The sequence below is a fragment of the Aquibacillus kalidii genome (assembly GCF_014280935.1).
Taxonomy (GTDB): Bacteria; Bacillota; Bacilli; order Bacillales; family Amphibacillaceae; genus Aquibacillus_D; species Aquibacillus_D kalidii.
The window spans coordinates 11,358-34,416 of record NZ_JACLZI010000061.1 but is presented as its reverse complement, the minus strand read 5'-3'; the positions used below and the strand labels follow the sequence as shown (position 1 = coordinate 34,416).

Sequence of the window (23,059 nt, the reverse complement as noted above, 5' to 3'; positions counted from 1 at the left end):
TAAGAAAGCAATAGTTACAATAAATGAGTTATTGTACAGTATGCTTAATGAAACTTAACTAATTAATCACTTTTCCGTACCAAGCATTAAAGATGGTCAAACCTCTTACTTATATAGTTTTGTCTATGTAAGCATTGGAACTCTTACGTTTACTTACGCTCGAAAATTATTAGCAAATACTGTATCATTTAACTACTAATACACAAAGGAGTTGTACGAATACATATGAACCAAAAACGATGGATCGCACTATCTATTGCTGTTGGGCTATTTTTTATCTCCACACTATTTCAGTTTTTTACCAGTCTAGCAGCTACTGACTTCGAATCAATGTTTAATTTAGAAGAAGAGGTTAGTGGGGTTAAAGAAAAGGTAATAGAAGAAGGCTCACCTACTAAAAAAATAGCCGTTCTTCATTTAGACGGTGTTATTCAGGACTCGGCAACTAGTACATTATTAAATACTAGCGTATACAACCATAAACGTTTTTTAGATATGCTAGATAAAGCAGCTGAAGATCGTAATGTTGACGGAATTATTCTCCGTGTCAACACACCTGGTGGCGGTGTTGTAGAGAGTGCGGAAATACACGATCATATTGTCGAAATAAAAGAAAAATATGAAAAGCCGATTTATATATCTATGGGTAATACTGCCGCTTCGGGTGGATACTACATCTCAGCACCTGCAGATAAAATCGTTGCACATAAAGCTACCATAACAGGCTCCATTGGTGTTATTATGGAAAGCATTAATTTTGCTGAACTTGCTACGGAGCTTGGTATAGATGTTAACACCATTAAAAGTGGTGAATTCAAGGATATCATGTCTTCGTATCGTGAAATGACAGATGATGAAAGAAAAATACTGCAATCAATGGTTGATAGTATGTACAATGACTTTGTTCAAGTCATTGTCGAAGGGCGTGATTTGTCTGAAGAACGCGTTCGTGAATTAGGCGATGGTCGCGTTTATACTGGCGAGCAAGCAAAAAAAGTAGGCCTTGTTGATGAACTGGGTTCATTAGATGATGTCATTGCTATGATGAAAGAAGAACAGGATTTAGATAATGCACAGGTTATTGAATATGAACCTGGATTAGGCTTCGGGCAATTTCTTGGTGGAACGATGAAAAGTCTAACGAGTTCCGAAACAGAGCTACTCGGAATTAAGCAATTGATACAAGAAAACAATGCACCACGTGCTATGTATTTATATTCTAAATAAGGGGGTGTCGTAATGAGTGAAGAGCATATGGAAACTGTGACAGAACCAACTTCTTCCAATAGAAGCTATGTTGGATTCTGGATGCGATTTTGGGCTTATTTAGCTGACATCATTATTGTTTTTAGTATAAACGGCATCCTACTTAGTCCGTTTAAATTTATCAATGATGGAGTAGACTTTGATTTGGGATTCTGGACGTTAACAGGGATGCTTAGTTCCATCGTTTTTTATCTATACTTCCTATTCATGACAAAGAAGTTTAATCAAACACTAGGAAAAATGATATTTGGTATCAAGGTTATTCGTGAGGATGAAGAGCCGTTACAATGGAGTGACCTTTTATTCAGAGAGGTAGTAGGAAGATTCATACACCGCGTATTTTTCATATTGGTGTTTTTGTATGTCGTTGTAGCATTTACAGCTAAAAAACAAGGTGTACACGATATGATTGGCAATACACGTGTTGTGTTCGATAGATAATGAAAAACGGGACAGCTTCCTAGAAGCGTGTCCCGTTTTTTAATTTAGGAAAAGAAGGAGTGTATAATTAACTTGTCAGAGTAGGAATACCAGTGTCTTTCGGCAGGGTCTGACTCTATATCATAGTCTCTTTTTCATATCTATTAATAAGTCAACGAAAAGATTGATATATATGGATTTAATGTTTCCGTAAATTTCCAATGCAGTTGCCTCATCGTATGTATGTGATGTTCTATTGCGGTCTTCAAGCATTTTAAGCCAGTTATCTCCATCTTTTATCATTCTTTCTTTAAAGGCCTCTTTTATAGTTCTTCTTGGGCTAGATACTTCGAGAAGCCCATTATATTCTAAATATGCCTTCATAATTTTCCAAGAGAGTTCATAGGTAAATTCAAAGCGTTGGATGGTAGCATCAACAACAATATCATCATTAGATGGATCTCTTTCTAGTGATTCATGAAGCTTTTTTATAGCCTTTTCTAAATCAGTTAACTTGTCTGCCACTTTGTTCATATTGTCCACCACTTTTCCATTTGGTTTTGTAAGAAAAATTGTTTTTCCTTCATCGTTTATATAATTCTTTAATTTTTGATTGTTAATTTTGTTATAATCGATAACATCGAATGTATGTATGATTTTTTCCTCTGATAAATCATCGATAATTTTATATATTTTTTCGTTGTCGGCTCTAAAAACGATAGCCAAGTCAATATCAGATGTAACCTTATAATCCCCTCTAGCCCTAGACCCAAACAAAATGACCTTTTCAATACTATTTGAAAAGTTTTTAAATGTGTTTATAATTGTGTAAAAAGTATCACTCGTTAAGCCATATATGGTCTTTTTCTCCATATTTACCCTAAGCCTCCTTGTTACAAAAGGATGTTATTTTTATGTATTGGCGACTAAAATATTCTTACTATAAGTATAGCATGGCGCATTTAACCCTGTCGAAACAAGCCGCCAAAACTTCTGCATATTTCTAAATACAGCAAATAGGTTATACTTTTAAAATGTGTTGTATGTAATTATTTAATGTTAAATCATCCTAGGGATTAAGGATAAGGAATGCAAACATCATCTAGAAAACAATGCTCATTCCCACATAAAAAATACAATCCTTCTATCAGGGACAAATCCTTTTATTTTTCGGCCGGGTCTGAACCTAAATCAAAAAAGAAGAAAAGGCGTTGATGATTTTACATTCATCAACGCCTTTTCTATCTATTTAACCTTAAATTTCAATCCAGCTTTTGGTTGTATTTCTTTTGCGTTAAGTACAAATGTAACCGTATAGGAACCAGGATTCAAACCTTTTATTGAAATTTTGTGACTAATTGCACCACCGGGCTTTAATGGATATTCGCTCGGAAGTTTACTGGATGATGTCGAATCACTTTCACGAATGACTTTTCCATTTTCATCTCTTATTTGATATTGAAATTGTTTTCCACTATCAAAATGAAAAGTGAACATAAAATCTGATGAATTTTTCACCTGAAAGACAAAATTTGCAATATCTCCATTTTGTTCAAAAGATATGCAAGGTTCAAAATTAGTTGTTAGGTTAGTTCCTCTGTTTCCTCCATCATTATTCCGTGGAGGGGTTGAGTTTTTTGTCCCGGTAGGAGGTGTTGTTGTTTGATCCTTAGTATTTTCGACTTCAGTTTCGTTATCTGCTTGATTAGTCTCCCCGGCTTCCACCACCCCATTTAAAGGTTGGTTAGTTTCCTCTACTACTTGAGTAGGAGGTGAGGAGTTATTATTAGTACACTTAGAATCTTCTTCAGCTGCTCCTTTACTAGTATCTTCGCTCGTTGCTTCAGCAGATTCTTGTTCATTAGTAGATACACTTGCCTCTTGCGGATTAGTTTGTTCAACTTTCTCATTGGATGAACATCCAACTATGAAGAGAATGGCTATCATTAAGAGTAAAATCAACTTTTTCATCAGAAAAGTCCCTCCTTATTCTATTAGTCGAATCAAATGTAAAAAAGTTACAATGTTTAGTTAAAACACTATATCACGCTCCAAACTAATTTACTAGTCCAACTAAAATCTACTACTTTTGAATCCAAATGACTCATAAATGTTAAGTAAATATTAACAAAGTGGGAATATTTTGATGTTTTTGTAAAAAAAAGGTGCTTTATTTACCTAATATATGGTATATTTTAAATTATCCGACTAATCTACTATTCTGAATTTTCATGAGATTAATAGATTTGTTAGTAAAAAATGACTTTTGATCGACAGCGCAAGTAAGAGAGGGAAGTACTGTCTATCAAAGAAGGGGAGGCATACAAAATGGTGAATTGGAAGAAAATTATGGGAACTTCTGCACTATCAGCAGGTTTGGTATTTAGTTCCTTCGCACCAATGTTCACTAATGTACAAACAGTAGAAGCTAAATCTACTATTAATGTACAAAGTTCTACAGAAGAAAATCTACCATTTCTTGGACAACATGTAAGTGGTCCATTTGACTTGGGAATGGTAAACAAGGAGAAAGTATTAGCATCTTTAATTAAACAAGGAGTTATTGATGCGAATGCTTCAAGAGAAGTACAAGAGAAAAAGCTAGGTGAATACCTGCAAAAGCGTGCAAAAGGTGCAGAAGCTTTAGCAAGTGATCAAATGGATCAAAAACAAGTTCGTACAGACATCCAAAAGGCGGCTGGACTAGATCAAGTTCCTGCTGTTGCTCCAAAAGCATCTGAATCTGAGCTTGCAAAAGCAAGTTCTAGTGAACCTGATAAGATTATGGAAGAGGGTTGGGATGGACCCGTTCAAACAGATAAGATTCTAGTTCTGTTAATAGAATTCCCAGATCTTGCAACTGGGGAAATTACTGCAGAAGATGATCCTGTTCTTCTATACGATAACTATACAAAAGAACATTATGAAGAAATGGTCTTTGGTGAAGAGTCTTACAAAGGTCCTGACGGCCAAGATCTTATTTCTATGAGAGAATATTATGAACAACAATCTGGCGGAAGCTATTCCATTGATGGTGCTGTTTCTGACTGGTACACAGCAGAACATCCTGCTTCTTACTATGGTGGAAACTACCCTACACCAGATGGTAGTGATATTAGACCTCGTGAATTAGTAAATGAAGCATTAGCGTATGCTTCAGAAGACCCTGAAATCGACCTAACTGAATTTGATAAAGAAGATCTTTATGATGTAGATGGAGATGGTAACTACAGTGAGCCAGATGGTATTATCGATCACTTAATGCTCGTACATGCTGGTACTGGTGAAGAAGCTGGTGGCGGAAGTGTTGGTGCTGATGCAATTTGGTCTCACAGCTGGAGTTTATCAGAACCTACAGTTATTCCTGGTACAGAAGGACAAGCTGCAGTTGATTACTGGGATGGCGGCGGAATTGCTGCTTATGACTATACCGTACAACCAGAAGACGGTGCTACAGGCGTATTCGCACACGAGTATGGCCATGACCTAGGTTTACCTGATGAATATGATACAAACTATACAAAAGATGGTGTTGGTGCTCCAACAGATTATTGGACATTAATGGCATCTGGTAGCTGGGCAGGTGAAATCAATGGTACAGAACCAACCGGTTTTAGTCCATATGACAAGGAATACTTACAAAACAAATACCCAGGGTCAAACTGGTTTAAAGCTGTAGAGTATAGCCTAGAAGATATAAAAAGTGGTTCAAAGACAATTAACTTAGACCAAGCAAGTGTTAAAGGAACAAATGCTGATGCGGTAAAAGTTACATTACCTAATAAAGAAACAGTTGTGAACACACCAACTAGTGGTCAATACGAATATTTCAGTGGTAGTGGAAATGATTTAAATAACAGTCTAACAACCACTGTTGACTTAACAAATGCAACAACAGCAGAATTCTCCTTTAATGCTAACTATGACATTGAAGAAGATTGGGATTATGCTTATGTTCAAGTTAAGGATGAGTCAGGGAATTGGGTGGCTATTCCTGGTACTGATAGCAATAATAATGTTATTACAAGAACAACAAATCCAAATGGTAGTAACCTTGGACACGGAATTACTGGTAACTCGAATGGATGGATAAATGCTTCATTTGATTTATCTGAATACGTTGGGCAAAAAATAGAAGTAGGAATTAACTATGTGACTGATGCAGCAGCGGTATTACCAGGCCTTTACGCTGATGACCTTGCCATTTTAGTTGATGGAGAAGTAGTCGTAGCAGATGATGTGGAGTCTGATACTTCTGCATTTAGTAAAGCCGGATTTACTAAATCAACTGGTACAGTATCATCTGAACATTACTATTTAATCGAGTGGAGAAACTGGGCAGCTGCAGATAAGGCGCTTGGAAACACTACTCGTGGTGATGGAACAGTACTTACGCTAGATCCAGGTATGGTAATTTGGTATGTAGACAATAAATATACAGAAAACTGGGTAGGAGATCACCCGGGTGATGGTTTCCTAGGAGTTGTCGATGCACACCAAGCAGCAGCCACTTGGTCTGATAGTGGTGAAGCCATTTTCAGTACAAGATATCAAATTCAAGATGCTGCGTTCTCATTAAATCCAACAGATGAGCTGAACCTTAACTTTACAGCTACTGATGGTGCAAACATGGTATTAGATGCGCAACCAGCAGTACCAACCTTTAACGACTATAACGATTATTCTAACCCAGAATTAGTCTATGCAGGGCGTAACGTTCCTAAATATGGTCTTTCTGTTGAGGTAGTAGACCAAGCAGATGACATGAGTGTTGGTCAAATCAAACTTTCTTTTGACGATCACCAACCAAATGTTTCATTTACTGGTTTACAAGACATTTATTCTAGTAATGAAGGAACGAACACAATCGACCTTACTGTGACAAGTGACGATGAAGCACTTGATCAAGAAGTAACTGTAACAACTAATGTTATTAATAGCGATGGTGTAGCAGTAGAAGGACTATCTGATGTACAAACATATAGATCTGATAAAACAGAGAAAGAAATTGCTGTTCAATTAACCCTTCCAGAAGACTTACCATCTGGTAACTATACTGTAGAAGTAGCTATTGCAGCTAACGGATCAACGCTTGCAACAAGCACTGATGTATTTCGTGTAGATAACGATGCTCCAACTCCAGAAGTGGATAACAATGGATCAGTAGAAATCGTTAAAGACCCTGCAGTTCAAGTAACAATTGATGATGCAAAAGAAGGTACGCTAGAGTATATGTGGTCAACTTCTCAAGAATTAGTTACACAAGCTGCACCTGCTAAAGGTATGAAGCGTAGTGTAACGGAGCTTGACGCATGGAAACCATTTAACAATGGTGATACATTAACCCTTAATGGTGTACAAGGTAATTACTACCTACACGTTCGTGGTGAGGATACTTTAGGGAACGCAATTGCTTGGACATCTAACTCCTTTACTGTAGATGGTGTTGGTCCAGTAATCGAATTAGCTGGGGAGAATCCAACGATTGTTCCAGTATTTACGGAATATGTAGAACCTGGATTCACTGCAGTTGATGGTGTTGATGGTGATGTTGCTGATCAAGTAGTTGTTACTGGTGAAGTAGATACCAACACAACTGGTGAATATGTATTAACATACACTGTTTCTGATGCACTTGGTAACGAGTCTGTAGTAGAACGTCGTGTTCATGTTGTAGATGAAACTGTACCTTACATTGAATTGACGAATGGAAACACAGTTGAAGTGGAAGCTAGTAGTGAATTTGTAGAACCAGGTTTTACCGCAACAGATAACGTAGATGGTGACTTAACTGAATCAGTAGTTGTAACAGGTGAAGTAGATTCTACTACACCAGGAGAGTACACATTAACTTATACTGTTACTGACTCTAGTAACAATGAATTCTCTGTAACTCGCACAGTATCTGTAGTAGATACTACTGCTCCAGCACTAACATTAACTGGTGAAACTACGGTAGTTGTAGAAGGCGCTACAGAATATGTAGAACCAGGATTCACTGCAACTGATATCGTTGATGGCGATGTAACAGAAACTGTAAAAGTATCTGGAAATGTTGATGTCAATAAAGTTGGAAATTATGTATTAACATATACAGTAGTTGACGCTGCAGGTAACGAAGCAGTTGCAACTCGTACAGTATCTGTAGTAGATACTACTGCTCCAGTAATCGAGATCCTAGGCGAAAGCCCAGTAGAACTTGAGCTTGGAGATGCGTATGTTGATCCAGGGTTCGTTGCAACTGATAGCGTTGATGGAAACATCTCTGACTATGTTGTGAAATCAACTGATCTTCGTTTCGCAGTTGGTGAGTACACTGTAACTTACACTGTAGCAGACGCATCTGGTAATGAAGCAACGGCAACACGTAAAGTAACAGTAATTGATACAGCTGCACCAGCACTTGATCTTGAAGGTGAAGGCACAGTTGCGGTTGATCAAGGTACTGATTATGTAGAACCAGGATTCACTGCAACAGATAACGCTGATGGTAACCTTACTGACGCTGTAACAGTTTCAGGTAAAGTCGATACAACTACTGTTGGAGAGTACACTCTAACTTACACTGTATCTGATGCATCTGGCAACGTAACTACAGTAAAACGTATTGTCACCGTTAATGCTGTTACATCTGGATCTGATCAAAAAGGTTCAGACAAAGGCAAAGATTCTGATGAAACAACAGGACCTGACAAGTCAACTGGTTCTGAAAACACCTCAGGATCTAATAAAACAAAAACAGACTCTGATGTTGAAACTGCACCGGATGATGAAGCTCTTCCTGAAACTGCAACAAACACATACAACTGGTTATTCACCGGTCTTATTGTTCTAGTTGCAGGTGTTGTACTTATTGTTCTTCAAAGAAGAAGAAAAGGTATGACAGAATAAAAAATTTAAAAATACAAACCCACACAGTTAATAATCACTGTGTGGGTTTTGTTTTAAGAATAGAATAGAAGATAGAAAATTAGTAGATAACACCCTCCCCAAGTACACAAAATAGCCATTATGTCTTTCGACAGGGGTCTCCCCTCCTATTATTAGTTCCTATAACTAGCTCTCTTTATTTTTTAACAAATCTTATACCTTAACTTTAGTACCTAATTAATAACTAGTACCCAATGTCAATAAACTAAATGCAATTTCACATTTTGTTCACAGTTCTGTTGCGATTATGTGAATTACTGAACAAATGTATTTTACATACATTTTAAACATGTTATTATCTAAACATAGAAAGAAAACAAGATATCTTGCATCACTATTTGTGAAATTATGAACATTATAAAAATTATAAGGAGTGTATGAACATGTTAGAATTATTAAGAAACAACAAAGTGGTTAGTGGCGTATTGGCAGTCCTTCGAATATATTTAGGTTATCAATTTTTACATGCTGGATATGGAAAGGTTACAGGTGGTGGCTTCGATGCTAGTGGATTTTTACAAGGTGCAATTGCACAAGCTGGTGGCGATCATCCTGCCGTTCAAGGTTGGTGGGCAACATTCTTAGAACATGTGGCATTACCAAACGCTGGTTTATTTACTTTCCTAGTCATGTGGGGAGAGGTTCTAGTAGGTATTGCTTTAATTCTCGGCTTATTCACAAACTTTGCTACGTTAATGGGAATGGTAATGAACTTTAGCTTCTTATTCAGTGGTACAGTTAGCACGAACGGTCAAATGATCTTACTTGCTACATTCGTACTTATAGCAGGAGCAAATGCTGGAAGATTCGGGCTAGACAGATATGCAATGCCTTACCTTAAAGGTTTTATTACTAGAAAATTTAACAAAGAAGAAATAACTAAACCTGTAGAAGCATAACAAAGATAAGAGAACCCGGTAGACGCTTAAACTTAACAAAAGCGTCTACCGGGTTATTTAAATCACAACGACAAAGTTTGACAAATTCCGGGTGGTGACAGGCACCGATGGAAGTTTCAGGTATATTAATTACAAATTCTCCGCAAATAATTCCTAATTTCTTTTTCAATACCCTCATCGTTGCGCAAGTCTCCATAAATGACAGATTCAAATACTAAGCCATGGATGAATATAGTTAATGAATTTGCACTGTCCTCTATATTTATCGGTTCTTTCAAAAAACCATTTTCATAAAGCGTCCTTAATACATCCTCAGCAAAATTACGGTTTACCTCTCGAGATTTGTCCTTTGTCTCACTGTATTCCGGATTCATCGTTGCCATTATGGAAAATTTCATCCATATATCATTTTCCAATCTCTCTTCTTCTGTACTTGCTTGAACAATCTGCTTAATCAGACGAACGGCGTTTTCAAAAACCCCTTGATCTACCTGGATAACCTTCTGAATTCTTTCTTCAAATCTTTGATAGATAACGTCCATCGCAAACATATAAATGTCTTTTTGCTTCGGAAAAAAATATTGAACCGAGCCCAAGGATAATCCCGCTTCTTTAGCAATTTCGCGTAATGTAGCTTTTTCGAAACCTGATTGATGAATAATACGAAACATCGCTTCTACAATGTGATCTTTTCTTTCTGCATGATCTATTTTCTTTGGCATAGTCACGAACTCCTTTGAGTTTTTAAGTCAGTTGTATTATAATGTTTTTAGGTCAGTTGACTTAATTAAAGAAAGGCAGGTATGTATATGGATCTCTTCCTTCAATGTCTGTTTGTATTTTTTGTGAGTATGGTTCCATTTCTTGAAGTATTTATCACGGTTCCGACGGCTATCATTGTTTTCAACTTCCCGCCTATCGTAGCGTTAATCATAGCCATTCTTGGCAATGCAACGAGTGTCCTTATTATCGTGTTGTTCGGAGGTGAAATGAATAAACTCTTTAACACAATATATCATAAATTTCGAAAGCAAAATAAACCACCAAAGAAAATGAACACACGAGTAAAGAAAACTTTCGATCGTTTTGGAGCGACCGGCGTATGTTTTCTATCATCTATTTTGATTAGTAGTCAGGTTGGGGCTGGTACGATATCGACTCTCGGTGTCTCAAAAAGACAGGTATTTATTTGGACAAATTTAGGAGTTAGTTCGGTTGCAATCGTAATGGCAACATTATCTGTAGTGGCAGAGGGACTTGTTTCATCGTTGGTGAATTTATAGGGGATCAGCGCCCCTCAAAAGCTGGTTATTTCTATTCATTTAAAGTAAGCAATTAAATGGATAAGTGAGAGTGCCTTCATTCCGAAGGCATTCTCACTTATTTTCTCACATTAGGCTTCTAGCCCCTTATAGGTTATTCTCGATCCAAGTCGTCATCTGCAACTAGCATTGCAATCTCGCTACTTGTGGTGAATCCTTGTATGCCGAAATTATTCTCTTTCGACAGCGTCCCACCTACCTCTTATCTCTGATTCAAATACATAAACCGTTCCATATAATACATAAAAACTTGATTATAATAGCTGGAGAAATAAAAGTCACCATTGTGACCCGCGAATGGCATCATAATTAAAGCTGAACCATCATTATTTTGGCTACGATACATTTTATCGAACTCTTTTGCAATGGAAGGATCCACTACACCATCCTTCGTACCCTGAAAGATTAGCGCAGGAGGACTATCCTCCGTCACCAGTAACGCAGGATCGACTAGTTCGTCTGAACCATCAATACCAACATGTCTCGCCAATCCATTTGCCGGATATATTGGGATAATCCCCTTAACCTTTAACGCCGGATTCAACATGTCTGTATACTGACCACTGGCTAATCCAAGACCCACTGCATTAGCGAGCTGCCCTCCAGCTGACGCTCCTGATACAAATACTGTATCCAAATCCCCTTTAAACTCATTATTATTTTTAACCAAGTAATCGGTAAAAATCCCAATATGTCGGACCATATCGTCAATCGTAAAGTCCGCAACAATATTTTCAGGCACTGGTGCGAAGTCGACAAACTTCTCCTCACTACTTAACCCGTACTGGACATCAAAAACAACATAGCCCTGGCTAGCAAAATACTTATTTACCTCTGCATTGTTCCCTGCCCCTTTATCCCCAATGGTCCAACCACCACCATGTATTCGAATTAACACGGATCGATTACCCGGGAGAGCCTCGCCATTTCCAGGTGGTAGATAGGCATCAAAGTATAGCTTAATATTCTTATCTACACCTTCCTTCCCTTCATAAAACAGAATGTCTTCCTTAAAAGTAAAATCCTCTGTTCCTGTTCCAAAGAAATAATTCGGCAGTGAAAAAGGTGTGTTTAAAAAGTAAGAACTTGCATCGTCCGGAATACTCTCTCCCCAATTCTTGCCAAACACCTCCGTGAATTCATGCTCTGCTTCATTTAAAGCAAACAACGTGGCAACAACCGGGCCACTAAATACTAAAGCTATCACTATTCCTACAATAGCTAGTGAGACTCTAACCTTTGTCCGCTTTCTTTTTATTAATAAAGCAGTGATTGCTAGTGTACTAATGCTAAAGAATAACGCATAGCCCGGGAAGAACATTTCAATTGCTCCACCCGTCTTTCCTACTAAGAGTTGATAAGCTGAAAACAGACCAATCAACAGACATAATCCCAATAAAACCAATCCTATTACTGCTTTCCTCGATTGTTTTTCCAAGCTAGGCGACCCTACAAACACAGAATTAGACCCGGTTCGTTTCGTCCAAGCCACAACCGTTCCAAATCCAAGCAACAAAAAAAGGATTGTACTTGATAACCAGCTAGTAGAATCTTGGTTAAAAGGATTGTTTGAGGCAACCGTATTTATAACCGGCAACAAAAACATAGCCAAAATCGCAAACAATAGATACCCTTGATCCAAGGTCTGCTTGTTACTAGGTAATGCAGCAACTACGATATTTCCTATAAAGGTTAGAAGCAGTACCACCCCAAACACATTCAGGAAGCTTGCCATTTGTAAGTCGAATAAAAATAGAATACTAGATATAATGGAAAGGATATTTAGTACTATCATTGTGGATGAGATTATACGTACGAAATTACGTTCAGGTTTCTTTTCTAAACTTGATAATGAAGGATCTAAAGAATCTAATAAAGGCATTTCATTTCCCCTCTTTTTATGTAAAGTATTATTCTATTATATTCTTAATTAAGCCTTACAACAATCGGAAAGTATCTGACACCTGTCAATGGCTTAGATCTAAATATTCCCTTTCTAAAACATTCCTCCATCTATTCCGACTATATTCTGGAGATTGTATCAACCATTACTTTGGAAGGATCTATTAAAAATTGTAAAACACACCACCCTTCATTATAATAGTACGTACAACTTAAACCATAATGGAATAGTTATCAATAAATTAAAAAAGTTACCATAAGGATAAATAATCGAAACCGCTATTTTTTTGTATAGACGTTTATAGCAAAGAGGTGTTTATGTGAAAACAAAATATAAGATTATTAAACATGCGATCAAGTCTAAAATTTTAGAAGGGGCAATTGTACCTCATCAGAAAATAAGCTCAGAAAGTGAAATGATGGATCAATTTGGAGTAACTCGCCATACTGTTAGGCTTGCAATAGGAGAATTAGTAAGTGAGGGATGGTTATACCGAGAACAAGGTTCAGGAACATTTTGTGCTGATAGAGATGCACAGCAAAATAAACAACTTCTAAGACCACCACATAAAAGCATTGCCATCATCACTACCTACATTTCAGAATATATTTTCCCCAGCTTAATCCGTGGTGCAGAATCCTATTTAAGTGAAAAGGGTTATCATGTAAGTATATTTAATACGAACAATAACCATGAACAAGAAAAAAGAATCCTAGAAACTATCATAACTGGAAATTACCAAGGTGTACTTGTCGAACCCACAAGAAGTGGTTACGCAAATCCTAATATAATTTATTACCTTACTTTAGCAAAATTAAAGATTCCTTATTTAATGCTAAATGCTACATATGAAGAGTTAGAACCAATCAGTATAGAAGTAGACGATGTGCAGGGTGGTTATAAGCAAGTAGAACACCTTTTAAAATTAGGTCATAAGGAAATAGTCGGACTGTACAAAACGGATGATGCTCAAGGTAAAAAAAGATTAAAAGGTTATATTAAAGCACATAGAGCGTATCAAGTACCAATCAACCCAAAAAATATTATAACGTTTAATACGGATGAATTTGATGAGGCCTACCAAAGTTTAGAACGATTATTTAATGAAGAAGCTCCCCCTACCGCTGTTGCTGGTTATAATGATCAACTGATAGTGTTGTGTCTTGACTTATTCAGAAATATGGGGGTTGAAATTCCGGAAGATCTATCAGTTGTAGGGTTCGATGATTCTATTCTTACCGAAATATCTGAAGTAAAGATTACATCAATTAAACACCCGAAGAGCATTATGGGAACAGATGCTGCTAGGTTGATTATTAGTTTAATAGATAAGCAGAATGGCTTACATAATAAAGAGATTGAATCTATCCTGTACGATGTAGAATTAATTGAACGAAACTCAACAAGAAGGCTTACAGATAATAAAGAAATAGAGGTTATTTCTTAACTATGTTGATTATGTAAACATAAATTATAAGTAAATTATACGTATATGCAGTTGCGCCTTTGCATAAAGTTAAGTGTGAGTTCGTATTATTTTTTTGAAAATACTGATGAAAGGAACATTATTGCAATTTTCTATATCGCCCCTGTACGGACTATCACAATAAGAGTAGAAGGTTGATCTAAGCGAGTTAGAATGTTTTTAGTTTCACAATATTTTACATATACGTATAAGATTATTTTTTCCCCATTAAATTCATTGACATGTTTCTTACATAAATGGTAAGATTTATGTAAGAACAAGTTTTATGAAAGTTATACATCATCTTTTGAATGCGTTTGCAATACTTCGTAGGGTTTAGATTAATTAGAACCTTAAGGAATGTTTGCAAGTGTAAAGAACCTTTTTGTAAGCGCTAAAAAAAATAGGGGGTATTGAATGATGAAGAAAAGTTTACTTGTTTTACTTTTTGGTTTCTTGGCTATTGTACTTGCTGCATGTGGCGGAGATAGTGAAGAAGCAGGAACCGAAGCTGACGAAACAGCAGTTGTAGGTGATGATATTGAAGGTGCAACAGAGTTAACATTATGGACATTTGTTGGTCAACACATGGATTTGTACACAGATGCTGCTGAGCGCTGGAATGAAGAGAACCCAGATCGCCCGATTAAATTAAATGCCGAAACATATCCGTTTGAGCAAATGCACAACAATTTGCTACTTGCAGTTCAATCAGGACAGGGTGCACCAGATATGGCAGATATTGAAATTGGACAATTTGCTAACTTCTTGCAAGGTGAAGTCCAACTAGAGCCTATGAATGAATATGTAGAGCCAGTGTTAGACAAGGCTGTAACGTCAAGGTTTGAAAACTATGCAAAAGATGGGAATTATTATGGTCTTCCAACGCACGTAGGTGCAACAGTAATGTACTATAATACAGAAATTATGGATCAAGCTGGAGTAGATATCGATTCTATTAAAACTTGGGATGACTTTGTAGAAGCTGGTAAAAAGGTTACAGAAAATACAGATGCAGTTATGTGGAACGTTGGGACAGACGATTGGTTAATGGACATGTGGCCAATGATCTCACAACAAGGTTCTGATGCTTTTGATGAAAATGGAGATGTTATTTTAGATAACGAAACAAACATCAAAACACTTCAGTTTTTAGAGGATCTTATCTATAAAGAAAAAATTGCTGAGATAACTCCAGGTGGAATGAATCAATCAGAAGAATTTTATGGCTATTATTCTGAAGGAAAGTCTGCTTCCATTTTAGCTCCACTTTGGTATATGGGTAGATTCCTAGACAACATGCCAGATTTAAAAGGTAAGATAGCTATTCGTCCGATGCCTGCATGGGAAGAAGGCGGAAAACGTTCTGCTGGTATGGGTGGTACTGGTACGGTTGTTACAAATCAAAGTGAAAACACAGAACTTGCGAAAGAATTTTTAGCTTATGCTAAGTTGTCAGAAGAAGGAAACATTAAGCTTTGGACAGAACTTGGTTTTGATCCTCCACGTTGGGATACATGGGAAAGCGAAGAAGTGCGTGCAGATAACAAATACTACGATTACTTTGGCGAAGGAATCTTTGATATGCTACTTGAGATCAAGGATGACATCAATCCATTAAACTTCACAGAAAATACACCAGATATTATTAGCGAATACCACACAAATGTTACACAAACCACAATAAGAAACCAATCACAATCACCAGAAGAAGCACTTAAGCAAGCGGCAGACGTAGTACGAGACCAAATGAAAAAATAATACATGAAGGAGAACAAAGGACGTACGTACAAATATGTACGACTCCTTTGTTTTCCATATCATTAGTTTCCTAGTTTCATAACTTTGTTTGTATTATGTACAGTTTACTGTAACTCCATTATTAAAAAAAGGGGGTTTTAGCATGTCTTCTGAATTGCAAAAAGGGAATACTTCACCTAGTTTGCAAAAGACATCCTTCAAAGAGCCTAATAAATTTTTAAAGTTCTTGAATTCAAAAAAAGTGGTTCCATATATCTTTGTTTTTCCTTTCATTATATCCTTTTTAGTATTAACTTTATATCCTGCTGTTCGGGGTATAATGATGAGTTTTCAAAGTATATTACCAGGTCAAGTAAAATTTATAGGATTAGATAACTATTCTCGAGTATTTAATGCGAATTTCTATAAAGCACTCTCGAATACTACTATTTATGTAATTTTAACGGTATTAATCCTAACTATATTACCTATGGTTTTAGCAATTTTATTAGACTCTAAATATGTTAAGTTTAAAACGTTTTTTAGAGCATCTCTCTTTATTCCAGCGTTAACTTCGACAATCGTTGGTGGTATGATCTTTAGATTGATGTTTAGTGGTACAGAATCATCGGTAGCGAACCAAATTGTTTCCTTCTTAGGAATGGAAGCAGTTGATTGGCGTTATCAAGCATGGTCAGCTATGTTCTTAATGGTTGTTCTTGCTTCATGGCGTTGGATTGGTGTTAACCTTTTGTATTTCCTTGCTCAACTACAAAACATACCGTCAGAATTGTACGAAGCTGCTGACATCGATGGTGCAAGTAAATTGCAGAAGATGAGATATGTTACCATTCCACATTTGAAACCTATTATAATCTTTGTAAGTACCATTACCATCATTAATGGTTTTCGGATGTTTGAGGAAAGTTTCGTATTCTGGGAAACAAGTTCTCCAGGAAATATAGGTTTGACTGTTGTTGGTTATATTTATCAACAAGGGATTGGGCAAAATGATATGGGATTCGGCTCTGCAATCGGTGTAGTATTAATGCTAATCATATTTGTCATTAGTATTATCTATTTAATTGCAACAGGAACATTTAAGAGAGGTGATGAATAAATGAATAAAAACCGTGATTTAACCTTGAAATGGGTTGCGAATATAAGCTTTGTTATCATTGCGTTTATTGTTTTATTCCCAATAATCGGGTTATTAGTTTCTTCGTTTAGACCATCATCTGATTTAATGAGGGACGGTATTTCGTTAAGTATTGACTTTAGTAAGTTAAATCTAGATAACTATTTATATATCTTTAATGAGGCTTCTCAGTATTGGAGCTGGTACGGAAATAGTTTAATGATCTCAGCTTTAACAATTGTTCTTTCTTTATTCTTCTCTTCTATGGTCGGTTATGCGCTGGCTATGTATGATTTTAAAGGAAGAAATTTGTTCTTCGTATCGGTTTTATTAATTCTTATGGTACCGTTTGAGATATTGATGTTACCTTTATACCAATTAATGGTAGGTGCACATTTAATAGATTCCTATTTTGCAGTTATCCTACCGTTGATTGTTGCACCTGTAGCAGTATTCTTTTTTAGACAGTTTGCGCTTGGGTTACCGAAAGAACTAATGGATGCTGCAAGAATAGATGGTAGTACAGAATATGGGATATTCTTCAAAATAATGTTGCCGTTAATGGGGCCCTCTTTGGCTGCGATGGCAATATTACAAGGTTTAGCGAGTTGGAATAACTTTTTATGGCCGTTACTAGTTTTAAGATCTAATAGCATGTTTACATTACCAATTGGTTTAGCTACCTTATTGACTCCATATGGTAATAACTATGATATTTTAATCGCTGGTTCTGTGTTAACGATTATTCCAATTATTATATTGTTTATATTTTTCCAAAGATACTTTGTTGCCGGCCTAACATCAGGTGGAGTAAAAGGATGATAATTTAGTAGAATGAGAACATAGCTTTTCTGTTTTCTTTTAGAAAGCTATGTTCTCATTCTATATCTTACTATTACATAGCATTATAATAATAACTAGACGATCCTATCGAGTTGAATTTTTCTACATAAGAGTAAAAAAGGGGCTTCAAAATGAAGGGTAACGATATCGTGACAACATTAGAATTAGTTATGGGTTGGCTAAATAAATTGGCTTTATTAAATATTTTATGGATTCTTTTCACTTTATTCGGCTTGATTATTGGAGGTATATTCCCTTCAACAGCAGCAACGTTGGGAGTAGCGAGAAAATGGCTAATGGGAAAAAAGGATATAAAAGTATGGAAAACATTCAGGAAAATTTATCGCGAAGAGTTTATCTCGACGAATATCATAGGCTGGATATTAAGTATCGTTGGAGGTCTATTGTTTTTAAATTATCGATTATTATTTGAATCACGAGAGGATATCTCATTCATTTTACCGTTTGTTTTCTATTTAGTACTCTTTCTATTTCTGATAATCGTTACATGGGTTTTCCCTTTAAATGTTCATAATTACGCCAGCATAATAAATCAAATAAAAAATGCCTTCATTATCGGTATTGCTAGAATTCATATAACCATAACTATTATGCTTTTATTATTTTCTTTTATGTTCTTTTCACTAGAATACCCTGTTCTACTTATATTTTTTACATTTAGTGTAAGTGCATTAGTTTGGATGTGGTTATCCCTGAGAGTCTTTACACAGGTGCTGCATGGGAAAAAGGATCCTGCCTAACCAAAATTACTCTATCATGAAAGTGTGTTGTTTTACCACTGATATTTCTCTAAATCCAAGGACATTACTAGTTTCTTCAAACATGCTTTCTCTCGGTAGTTCTTGCGTCAGTAACAAATCCTACCATTAGACTTTTCACATATACTGGTGCCCTACATATAGAGCAATGATATATGCTCTGGGTTGATGACCAAATTCCCCTCTTCATCGTAATCATAGCTAACCTAAGTTCCCCCCAAGCTACTGACTCTAGCATGGGTTCTACTTAAAATGGATATTGGATAGGTTATAAGCACCAAAAAAAGACCGTCTAGACGGTCTTTTTAAAAATAATTTAGCCCCGTTTAATTGAACTCCGCACTTCTTATTGACTAACAGCAAATGTTCCTATGAATTCATTAACTTCCTTGCTTATTTCCTTATAACGAGTCCAATGAAGGTAATGATGCCCCTGTAATGTAACAATGTTACTAGCAGGAGATTTAGTTAACTGCGTCTCATAAAAAGTAACATTGTTTTTACCATCCTCTGTTATTTTATCTTCTTTCGTGGTAAAGAATAAAACTGGCATATTTGAAGGGAATTTCTGATCAACTGTTTTTTTAATATTACTTTTTATTTTATTGGCTTCAGCAACAACATTTTTGTTATACCCCTTCCAAGCCGTTATAGCCTTGGTCATTTTTAAATTTTCTTCGGAATATGTGCCATCATCCGCAATAGGTAAAAAACTGTCCTGATTTATATACAATGCAACTCTTGCAATTCCAGTTGGTGCTAAATAACTTAAATACTTAGGCATTGTTGGAGAATTTTCACCAAAATAATCCAATGCCTGTGGTAACGTTGGGTCGATTCCTATGACGGCTTCAACTTCCTCTGGATATTTATTAGCAAAATACATACTGTAGATTCCTGATATTGAATGTGGCATTAATATGTATGGCCCTTCTATGTTAGAGTTTCTTAGGGCAATTCTTATTTCATCTACAATGTTTTCCACCGTTCGTTCCTTGTTGGTTATATCACTCCATCCATACCCGAACGACTCTACCACTACTACCTTATTATTCTTTGACATTTCATTTATCAAAGGTTCAAAATCCAATGCCGGTGCAGCAGTACCAAGACCACTTAATAAGACTATCGTGTTATCGCCCTCCCCTTTTGTATAAATGTGCATATTCTTATCATTAACCTCAACTAAATCTCCTATTGGAGGGTACTTTTTTTGTTCATATTTAGTCATAACGTTACTGAAAATAACCCAAATAACCAATGCTGCTAGGATGAATAATAAAATATTCCTAAAAACGATCCAAAGTCTAAATTTCTTTTTATTTCTCTCCATTACTTACTATGACCTTCCTTCTTTTTTTCCATCTTACCGCGCGAACGAACTCCTAGAAATGAACCTTAGATGTATTTTAAGATAAGTCTTGAGGCTTATTAACTCTACTGTAACCGTTAGTTATAGAAAGTGAATGTTAAAAACATTAGCTGGTACATTCTTTATGAAAAGGTAAGTTTTTGCTCAGTCAATCTTAATTTACTGTTATTGATTTCTAACATTTTGTTTCTCCCTTACTAAAATATATATTGCATATTAGATCATAGGTTATGGGCAATCCCCTTTCCTTCAATATAAAAGACTGCTTTAAAACATGAGCATAAAAAAGCCCACCAACCAGTTAAGGTGATGGGCTACGTTATTAATCTTATCCTATATAACTATATTTACTTTTCTTACAATGAAAAGGATGTTGGTTTGTTGTTTGATGTCACGTCATTAGTCTGATTTATATTCCTAAAGATTAGCGTACACTTAATCCAGCATTACCTGTCCTTCTAATAAGGGTAAACATTTGACAGGATCTGACTCCTATAGTAATCACTAATTCTGTATAACTACGTACGTACCCAATTGATAGAATTCTGCAGTCTCTAACTTTTCTGGTGCAGTATCTTGGTAAGCATTAGCAGTCTGTGTATATAGTTCATCTTGGTTTTCTATTTTATTCGCAAAACGAATAACAATCGTATCTTTGCCCTCTTGAAGTTGTTTGGTTACTAATTTCTTATATTCATCCATCGTATCCACGATTAAGTCATTAACTACATAATAATCATATTTATAGCTTGTGCTTTCAAACTCACTTAACTCCTGATCAATCCAATACTCATTATCTAGCACAAATTCCTGTCTATTGGCATTTTCATCATTAGAATTATATAGGAAATACGGAATTCCTGTGTTTGTCTTGTTATTAGTAGTATCTACATGTACCCATTGATCGTCTAATTTAACTTTATTCCACGCATGAGGTACTCCGGCTAAATCACCAGTAACTACGATGCTATCTAAACCTGCCAACTCACTTAACAATTGGAAAGTATATGCATAACTCATACATACCCCAACCTTGTTCACCATGATTCCATATACACTAAATGAGTCGTTAAAGGATGGATCTGTCTTTTCAAAGTTATTCTTTTCAGCATTTTCTAGCGCTTCATTATCATATGTCGTATTATCATTCAAATAGTCATATATAGCTTTTTGTTTCTCATTTGCATCCATATCTTCCTTTATAATACTTTTAACAATCTTATTCGCTTCGTCCATTACTTTCTGTTGTTTTTGTTTCATTTCAGCCTGTGAATCTTGATAGGTAACGATAACACTTAGGGTTGCATAATCATATTGAAAGGATTCTGCCCCTATGATAAGTGGATTTTGATAGATCACCTTTAAAATAGCATCACTTAGAGCCTCTACATTTTGGGCCTCAGGAAAGGCTTGGATGGATATCTTTTCTTTTCCCTCTAGCATATTAATCGCTAAATATTCTTCTAATGCCGAATCTGCATTTATAATAAGATCACTTGGCTGTACCACTTCCTTGTCAGCCTCTTTAACTTGGTCTTCTGTATTTTGTTTCTGCTTCTCAATTGATTCTTCTTCTTGCGCTTTTTCATTTTCTTCATCTATGATCGTTGGTACATCTGGTGTTGGTACATAGTCTGATTCATTTTTTGGCATAACATAACCAGAAGCCTCTGAGCTTTCCTCATTTTTAACGAGGGTTTTAATCGACTCTTTCGTTGCAGATTTTACTGTGAACGCTCCTTTTAACACAGTTCCTTCTATTGTATAAGGAATCAGAGTTCCACCTTCTGAAATATCAACTTTATCTGTGTGATAGTTAACTATTTTATCTTGGGTGGTATTATTTAAATAGCTAACAGGTACGGTTTTTGGCAGCGCATTTACATCTTCAAAGGTTGAAAACAAAAAATTGTTTTCTTTAGCAATCTCTGTTGGTAATTGATTAGATAGAGCGGAAGTATCCACAGGAGCACTAAACGAAGATTCTTTCCCATCTACTACAGCTGTTACAAAATATTCACCATTCACCCCAAAGTTTTGTTCTGTAATGGTATCCGCTACTTGAATTAATCCCCCAGAACCATCTGTCATGAAATCATTAAATTCCGTTTCCTTTACACTTCCAAGCAAACTTACAGAAACTCCTTGATAGCCTTGATCAGCTCCATTAAGTGGTTTATTGCCTTCCTCAAATATTCCTATACCCATTGGGTTTGCTTGGTAAATGTTATACTGTTCAGCTCCTTCTACCTCACTCCATTTTAAACTCAATCTCCCATCTGACCCGATTGACGCCTTTAAATTAGGAGTAGCCACACCAGTTTTTATAGTAAAAGGAATAATCATTGGCTCCTTCAATTTAACCGGTTCTGGTGTGTTTAAATCATAATTAACACGAATGTAATACATAGGGGCATTACCCCAAGTAGCTTCATCAGATTGACTTCCAATCACTTGTAACGGAGCAAAGTACGATGGCTCAACCGTTATAGGGGTCACCTGTTTATCTGGATCGTACATTAGAAAAGCAGATACATCAGCCTGTATATCACTTTCTGGCAATACTTTACTATCGGTATGTACACTAATAATTTCAGTAGAATTTAACTCTGACATATCTGCCTTAAATTCGAAGGTAAACTCTTTATTTTTTTCCACATTATACATGGGCATAATGGATTGCTTAGATTCTTCACCGTATTTCTTTTTTATATCTAGAACCGTTGCTTCTTTCCCGTTACTCTTCTTCGTATCTGTAACATTTTCTTGTTTCAAATCTTCTTCACTTTTTGATGCTTCCTTATTTCCTACACAACCCGCTAACAATAACAAAACTATTACCACACAAATCATATATTTCTTTCTAATATGTTTAACTTTCATAAGATCCCCCTAATTCCTCATTATTCAAACACTATCCTCAAAAGGCGCACCCATTTATTTTCAATTTTCTTCCAAATACCCCTTTCCGCAAAATAAATT

Annotated in this window: 16 protein-coding genes; 10 read left to right on the top strand and 6 right to left on the bottom strand. The window is 36.0% G+C overall.

Annotated features, from left to right (window positions below):
• Positions 1-225 precede the first annotated feature (225 nt).
• Together sppA and H7K77_RS17915 are read left to right on the top strand one after the other, a co-directional pair.
• On the top strand, positions 226-1,227 hold the full coding sequence (sppA, locus tag H7K77_RS17920) for a signal peptide peptidase SppA (protein WP_186579859.1): 1,002 nt from the start codon (positions 226-228) through the stop codon (positions 1,225-1,227).
• Between the two features lie 12 nt (positions 1,228-1,239).
• Positions 1,240-1,707 carry an RDD family protein gene (locus H7K77_RS17915; RefSeq protein WP_186579857.1) on the top strand — a complete coding sequence of 156 codons (468 nt, stop codon included), beginning with the start codon at positions 1,240-1,242 and terminating at the stop codon, positions 1,705-1,707.
• 120 nt (positions 1,708-1,827) lie between these two features.
• Here the strand turns inward: H7K77_RS17915 and H7K77_RS17910 are convergent, their stop codons facing one another.
• Positions 1,828-2,559, bottom strand: a complete 732-nt coding sequence (locus H7K77_RS17910) for an HI0074 family nucleotidyltransferase substrate-binding subunit (protein ID WP_186579855.1) — start codon at positions 2,557-2,559, stop codon at positions 1,828-1,830.
• A 372-nt stretch (positions 2,560-2,931) separates the two neighbouring features.
• Positions 2,932-3,657: a BsuPI-related putative proteinase inhibitor gene (locus tag H7K77_RS17905; RefSeq protein WP_186579853.1), complete on the bottom strand. Its 726-nt coding sequence runs from the start codon at positions 3,655-3,657 to the stop codon at positions 2,932-2,934.
• 357 nt (positions 3,658-4,014) lie between these two features.
• Here H7K77_RS17905 and H7K77_RS17900 point away from each other — a divergent pair, with 357 nt between their 5' ends.
• On the top strand, positions 4,015-8,577 hold the full coding sequence (locus H7K77_RS17900; RefSeq protein WP_186579851.1) for an immune inhibitor A domain-containing protein: 4,563 nt from the start codon (positions 4,015-4,017) through the stop codon (positions 8,575-8,577).
• Between the two features lie 422 nt (positions 8,578-8,999).
• The gene (locus tag H7K77_RS17895; RefSeq protein WP_186579849.1) at positions 9,000-9,515 is read left to right on the top strand and encodes a DoxX family protein; all 516 of its coding nucleotides are present in this window, start codon (positions 9,000-9,002) and stop codon (positions 9,513-9,515) included.
• A 125-nt stretch (positions 9,516-9,640) separates the two neighbouring features.
• Here the strand turns inward: H7K77_RS17895 and H7K77_RS17890 are convergent, their stop codons facing one another.
• Positions 9,641-10,237 (bottom strand): TetR/AcrR family transcriptional regulator, encoded by a 597-nt coding sequence (locus H7K77_RS17890; protein WP_186579847.1) that lies wholly within the window; start codon positions 10,235-10,237, stop codon positions 9,641-9,643.
• Positions 10,238-10,366: 129 nt separating this feature from the next.
• Between H7K77_RS17890 and H7K77_RS17885 the strand changes: the two genes are divergently transcribed.
• Positions 10,367-10,798, top strand: coding sequence for a small multi-drug export protein (locus H7K77_RS17885; RefSeq protein WP_235989002.1), 432 nt, complete (start codon positions 10,367-10,369; stop codon positions 10,796-10,798).
• A gap of 241 nt (positions 10,799-11,039) precedes the next feature.
• Here the strand turns inward: H7K77_RS17885 and H7K77_RS17880 are convergent, their stop codons facing one another.
• Positions 11,040-12,719, bottom strand: coding sequence for an alpha/beta hydrolase (locus H7K77_RS17880; protein WP_186579844.1), 1,680 nt, complete (start codon positions 12,717-12,719; stop codon positions 11,040-11,042).
• A gap of 340 nt (positions 12,720-13,059) precedes the next feature.
• Between H7K77_RS17880 and H7K77_RS17875 the strand changes: the two genes are divergently transcribed.
• From H7K77_RS17875 to H7K77_RS17855, 5 genes are all read left to right on the top strand, one after another.
• Positions 13,060-14,187 carry a GntR family transcriptional regulator gene (locus H7K77_RS17875; protein WP_186579842.1) on the top strand — a complete coding sequence of 376 codons (1,128 nt, stop codon included), beginning with the start codon at positions 13,060-13,062 and terminating at the stop codon, positions 14,185-14,187.
• A gap of 438 nt (positions 14,188-14,625) precedes the next feature.
• The gene (locus H7K77_RS17870; protein ID WP_186580158.1) at positions 14,626-15,966 is read left to right on the top strand and encodes an ABC transporter substrate-binding protein; all 1,341 of its coding nucleotides are present in this window, start codon (positions 14,626-14,628) and stop codon (positions 15,964-15,966) included.
• Positions 15,967-16,108: 142 nt separating this feature from the next.
• A complete protein-coding gene (locus H7K77_RS17865) occupies positions 16,109-17,065 on the top strand; it encodes a carbohydrate ABC transporter permease (protein WP_186579841.1) in 957 nt (318 codons plus the stop codon).
• Positions 17,066-17,905, top strand: coding sequence for a carbohydrate ABC transporter permease (locus tag H7K77_RS17860; protein ID WP_186579839.1), 840 nt, complete (start codon positions 17,066-17,068; stop codon positions 17,903-17,905).
• A gap of 152 nt (positions 17,906-18,057) precedes the next feature.
• A complete protein-coding gene (locus H7K77_RS17855) occupies positions 18,058-18,687 on the top strand; it encodes a YesL family protein (RefSeq protein ID WP_186579837.1) in 630 nt (209 codons plus the stop codon).
• Positions 18,688-19,051: 364 nt separating this feature from the next.
• Here the strand turns inward: H7K77_RS17855 and H7K77_RS17850 are convergent, their stop codons facing one another.
• Together H7K77_RS17850 and H7K77_RS17845 are read right to left on the bottom strand one after the other, a co-directional pair.
• Complete coding sequence (locus H7K77_RS17850) at positions 19,052-20,038, bottom strand: alpha/beta hydrolase (RefSeq protein ID WP_235988992.1); 987 nt, start codon at positions 20,036-20,038, stop codon at positions 19,052-19,054.
• Positions 20,039-20,581: 543 nt separating this feature from the next.
• A complete protein-coding gene (locus H7K77_RS17845) occupies positions 20,582-22,960 on the bottom strand; it encodes a transglutaminase domain-containing protein (protein WP_186579835.1) in 2,379 nt (792 codons plus the stop codon).
• Between the last annotated feature and the right edge of the window lie 99 nt (positions 22,961-23,059).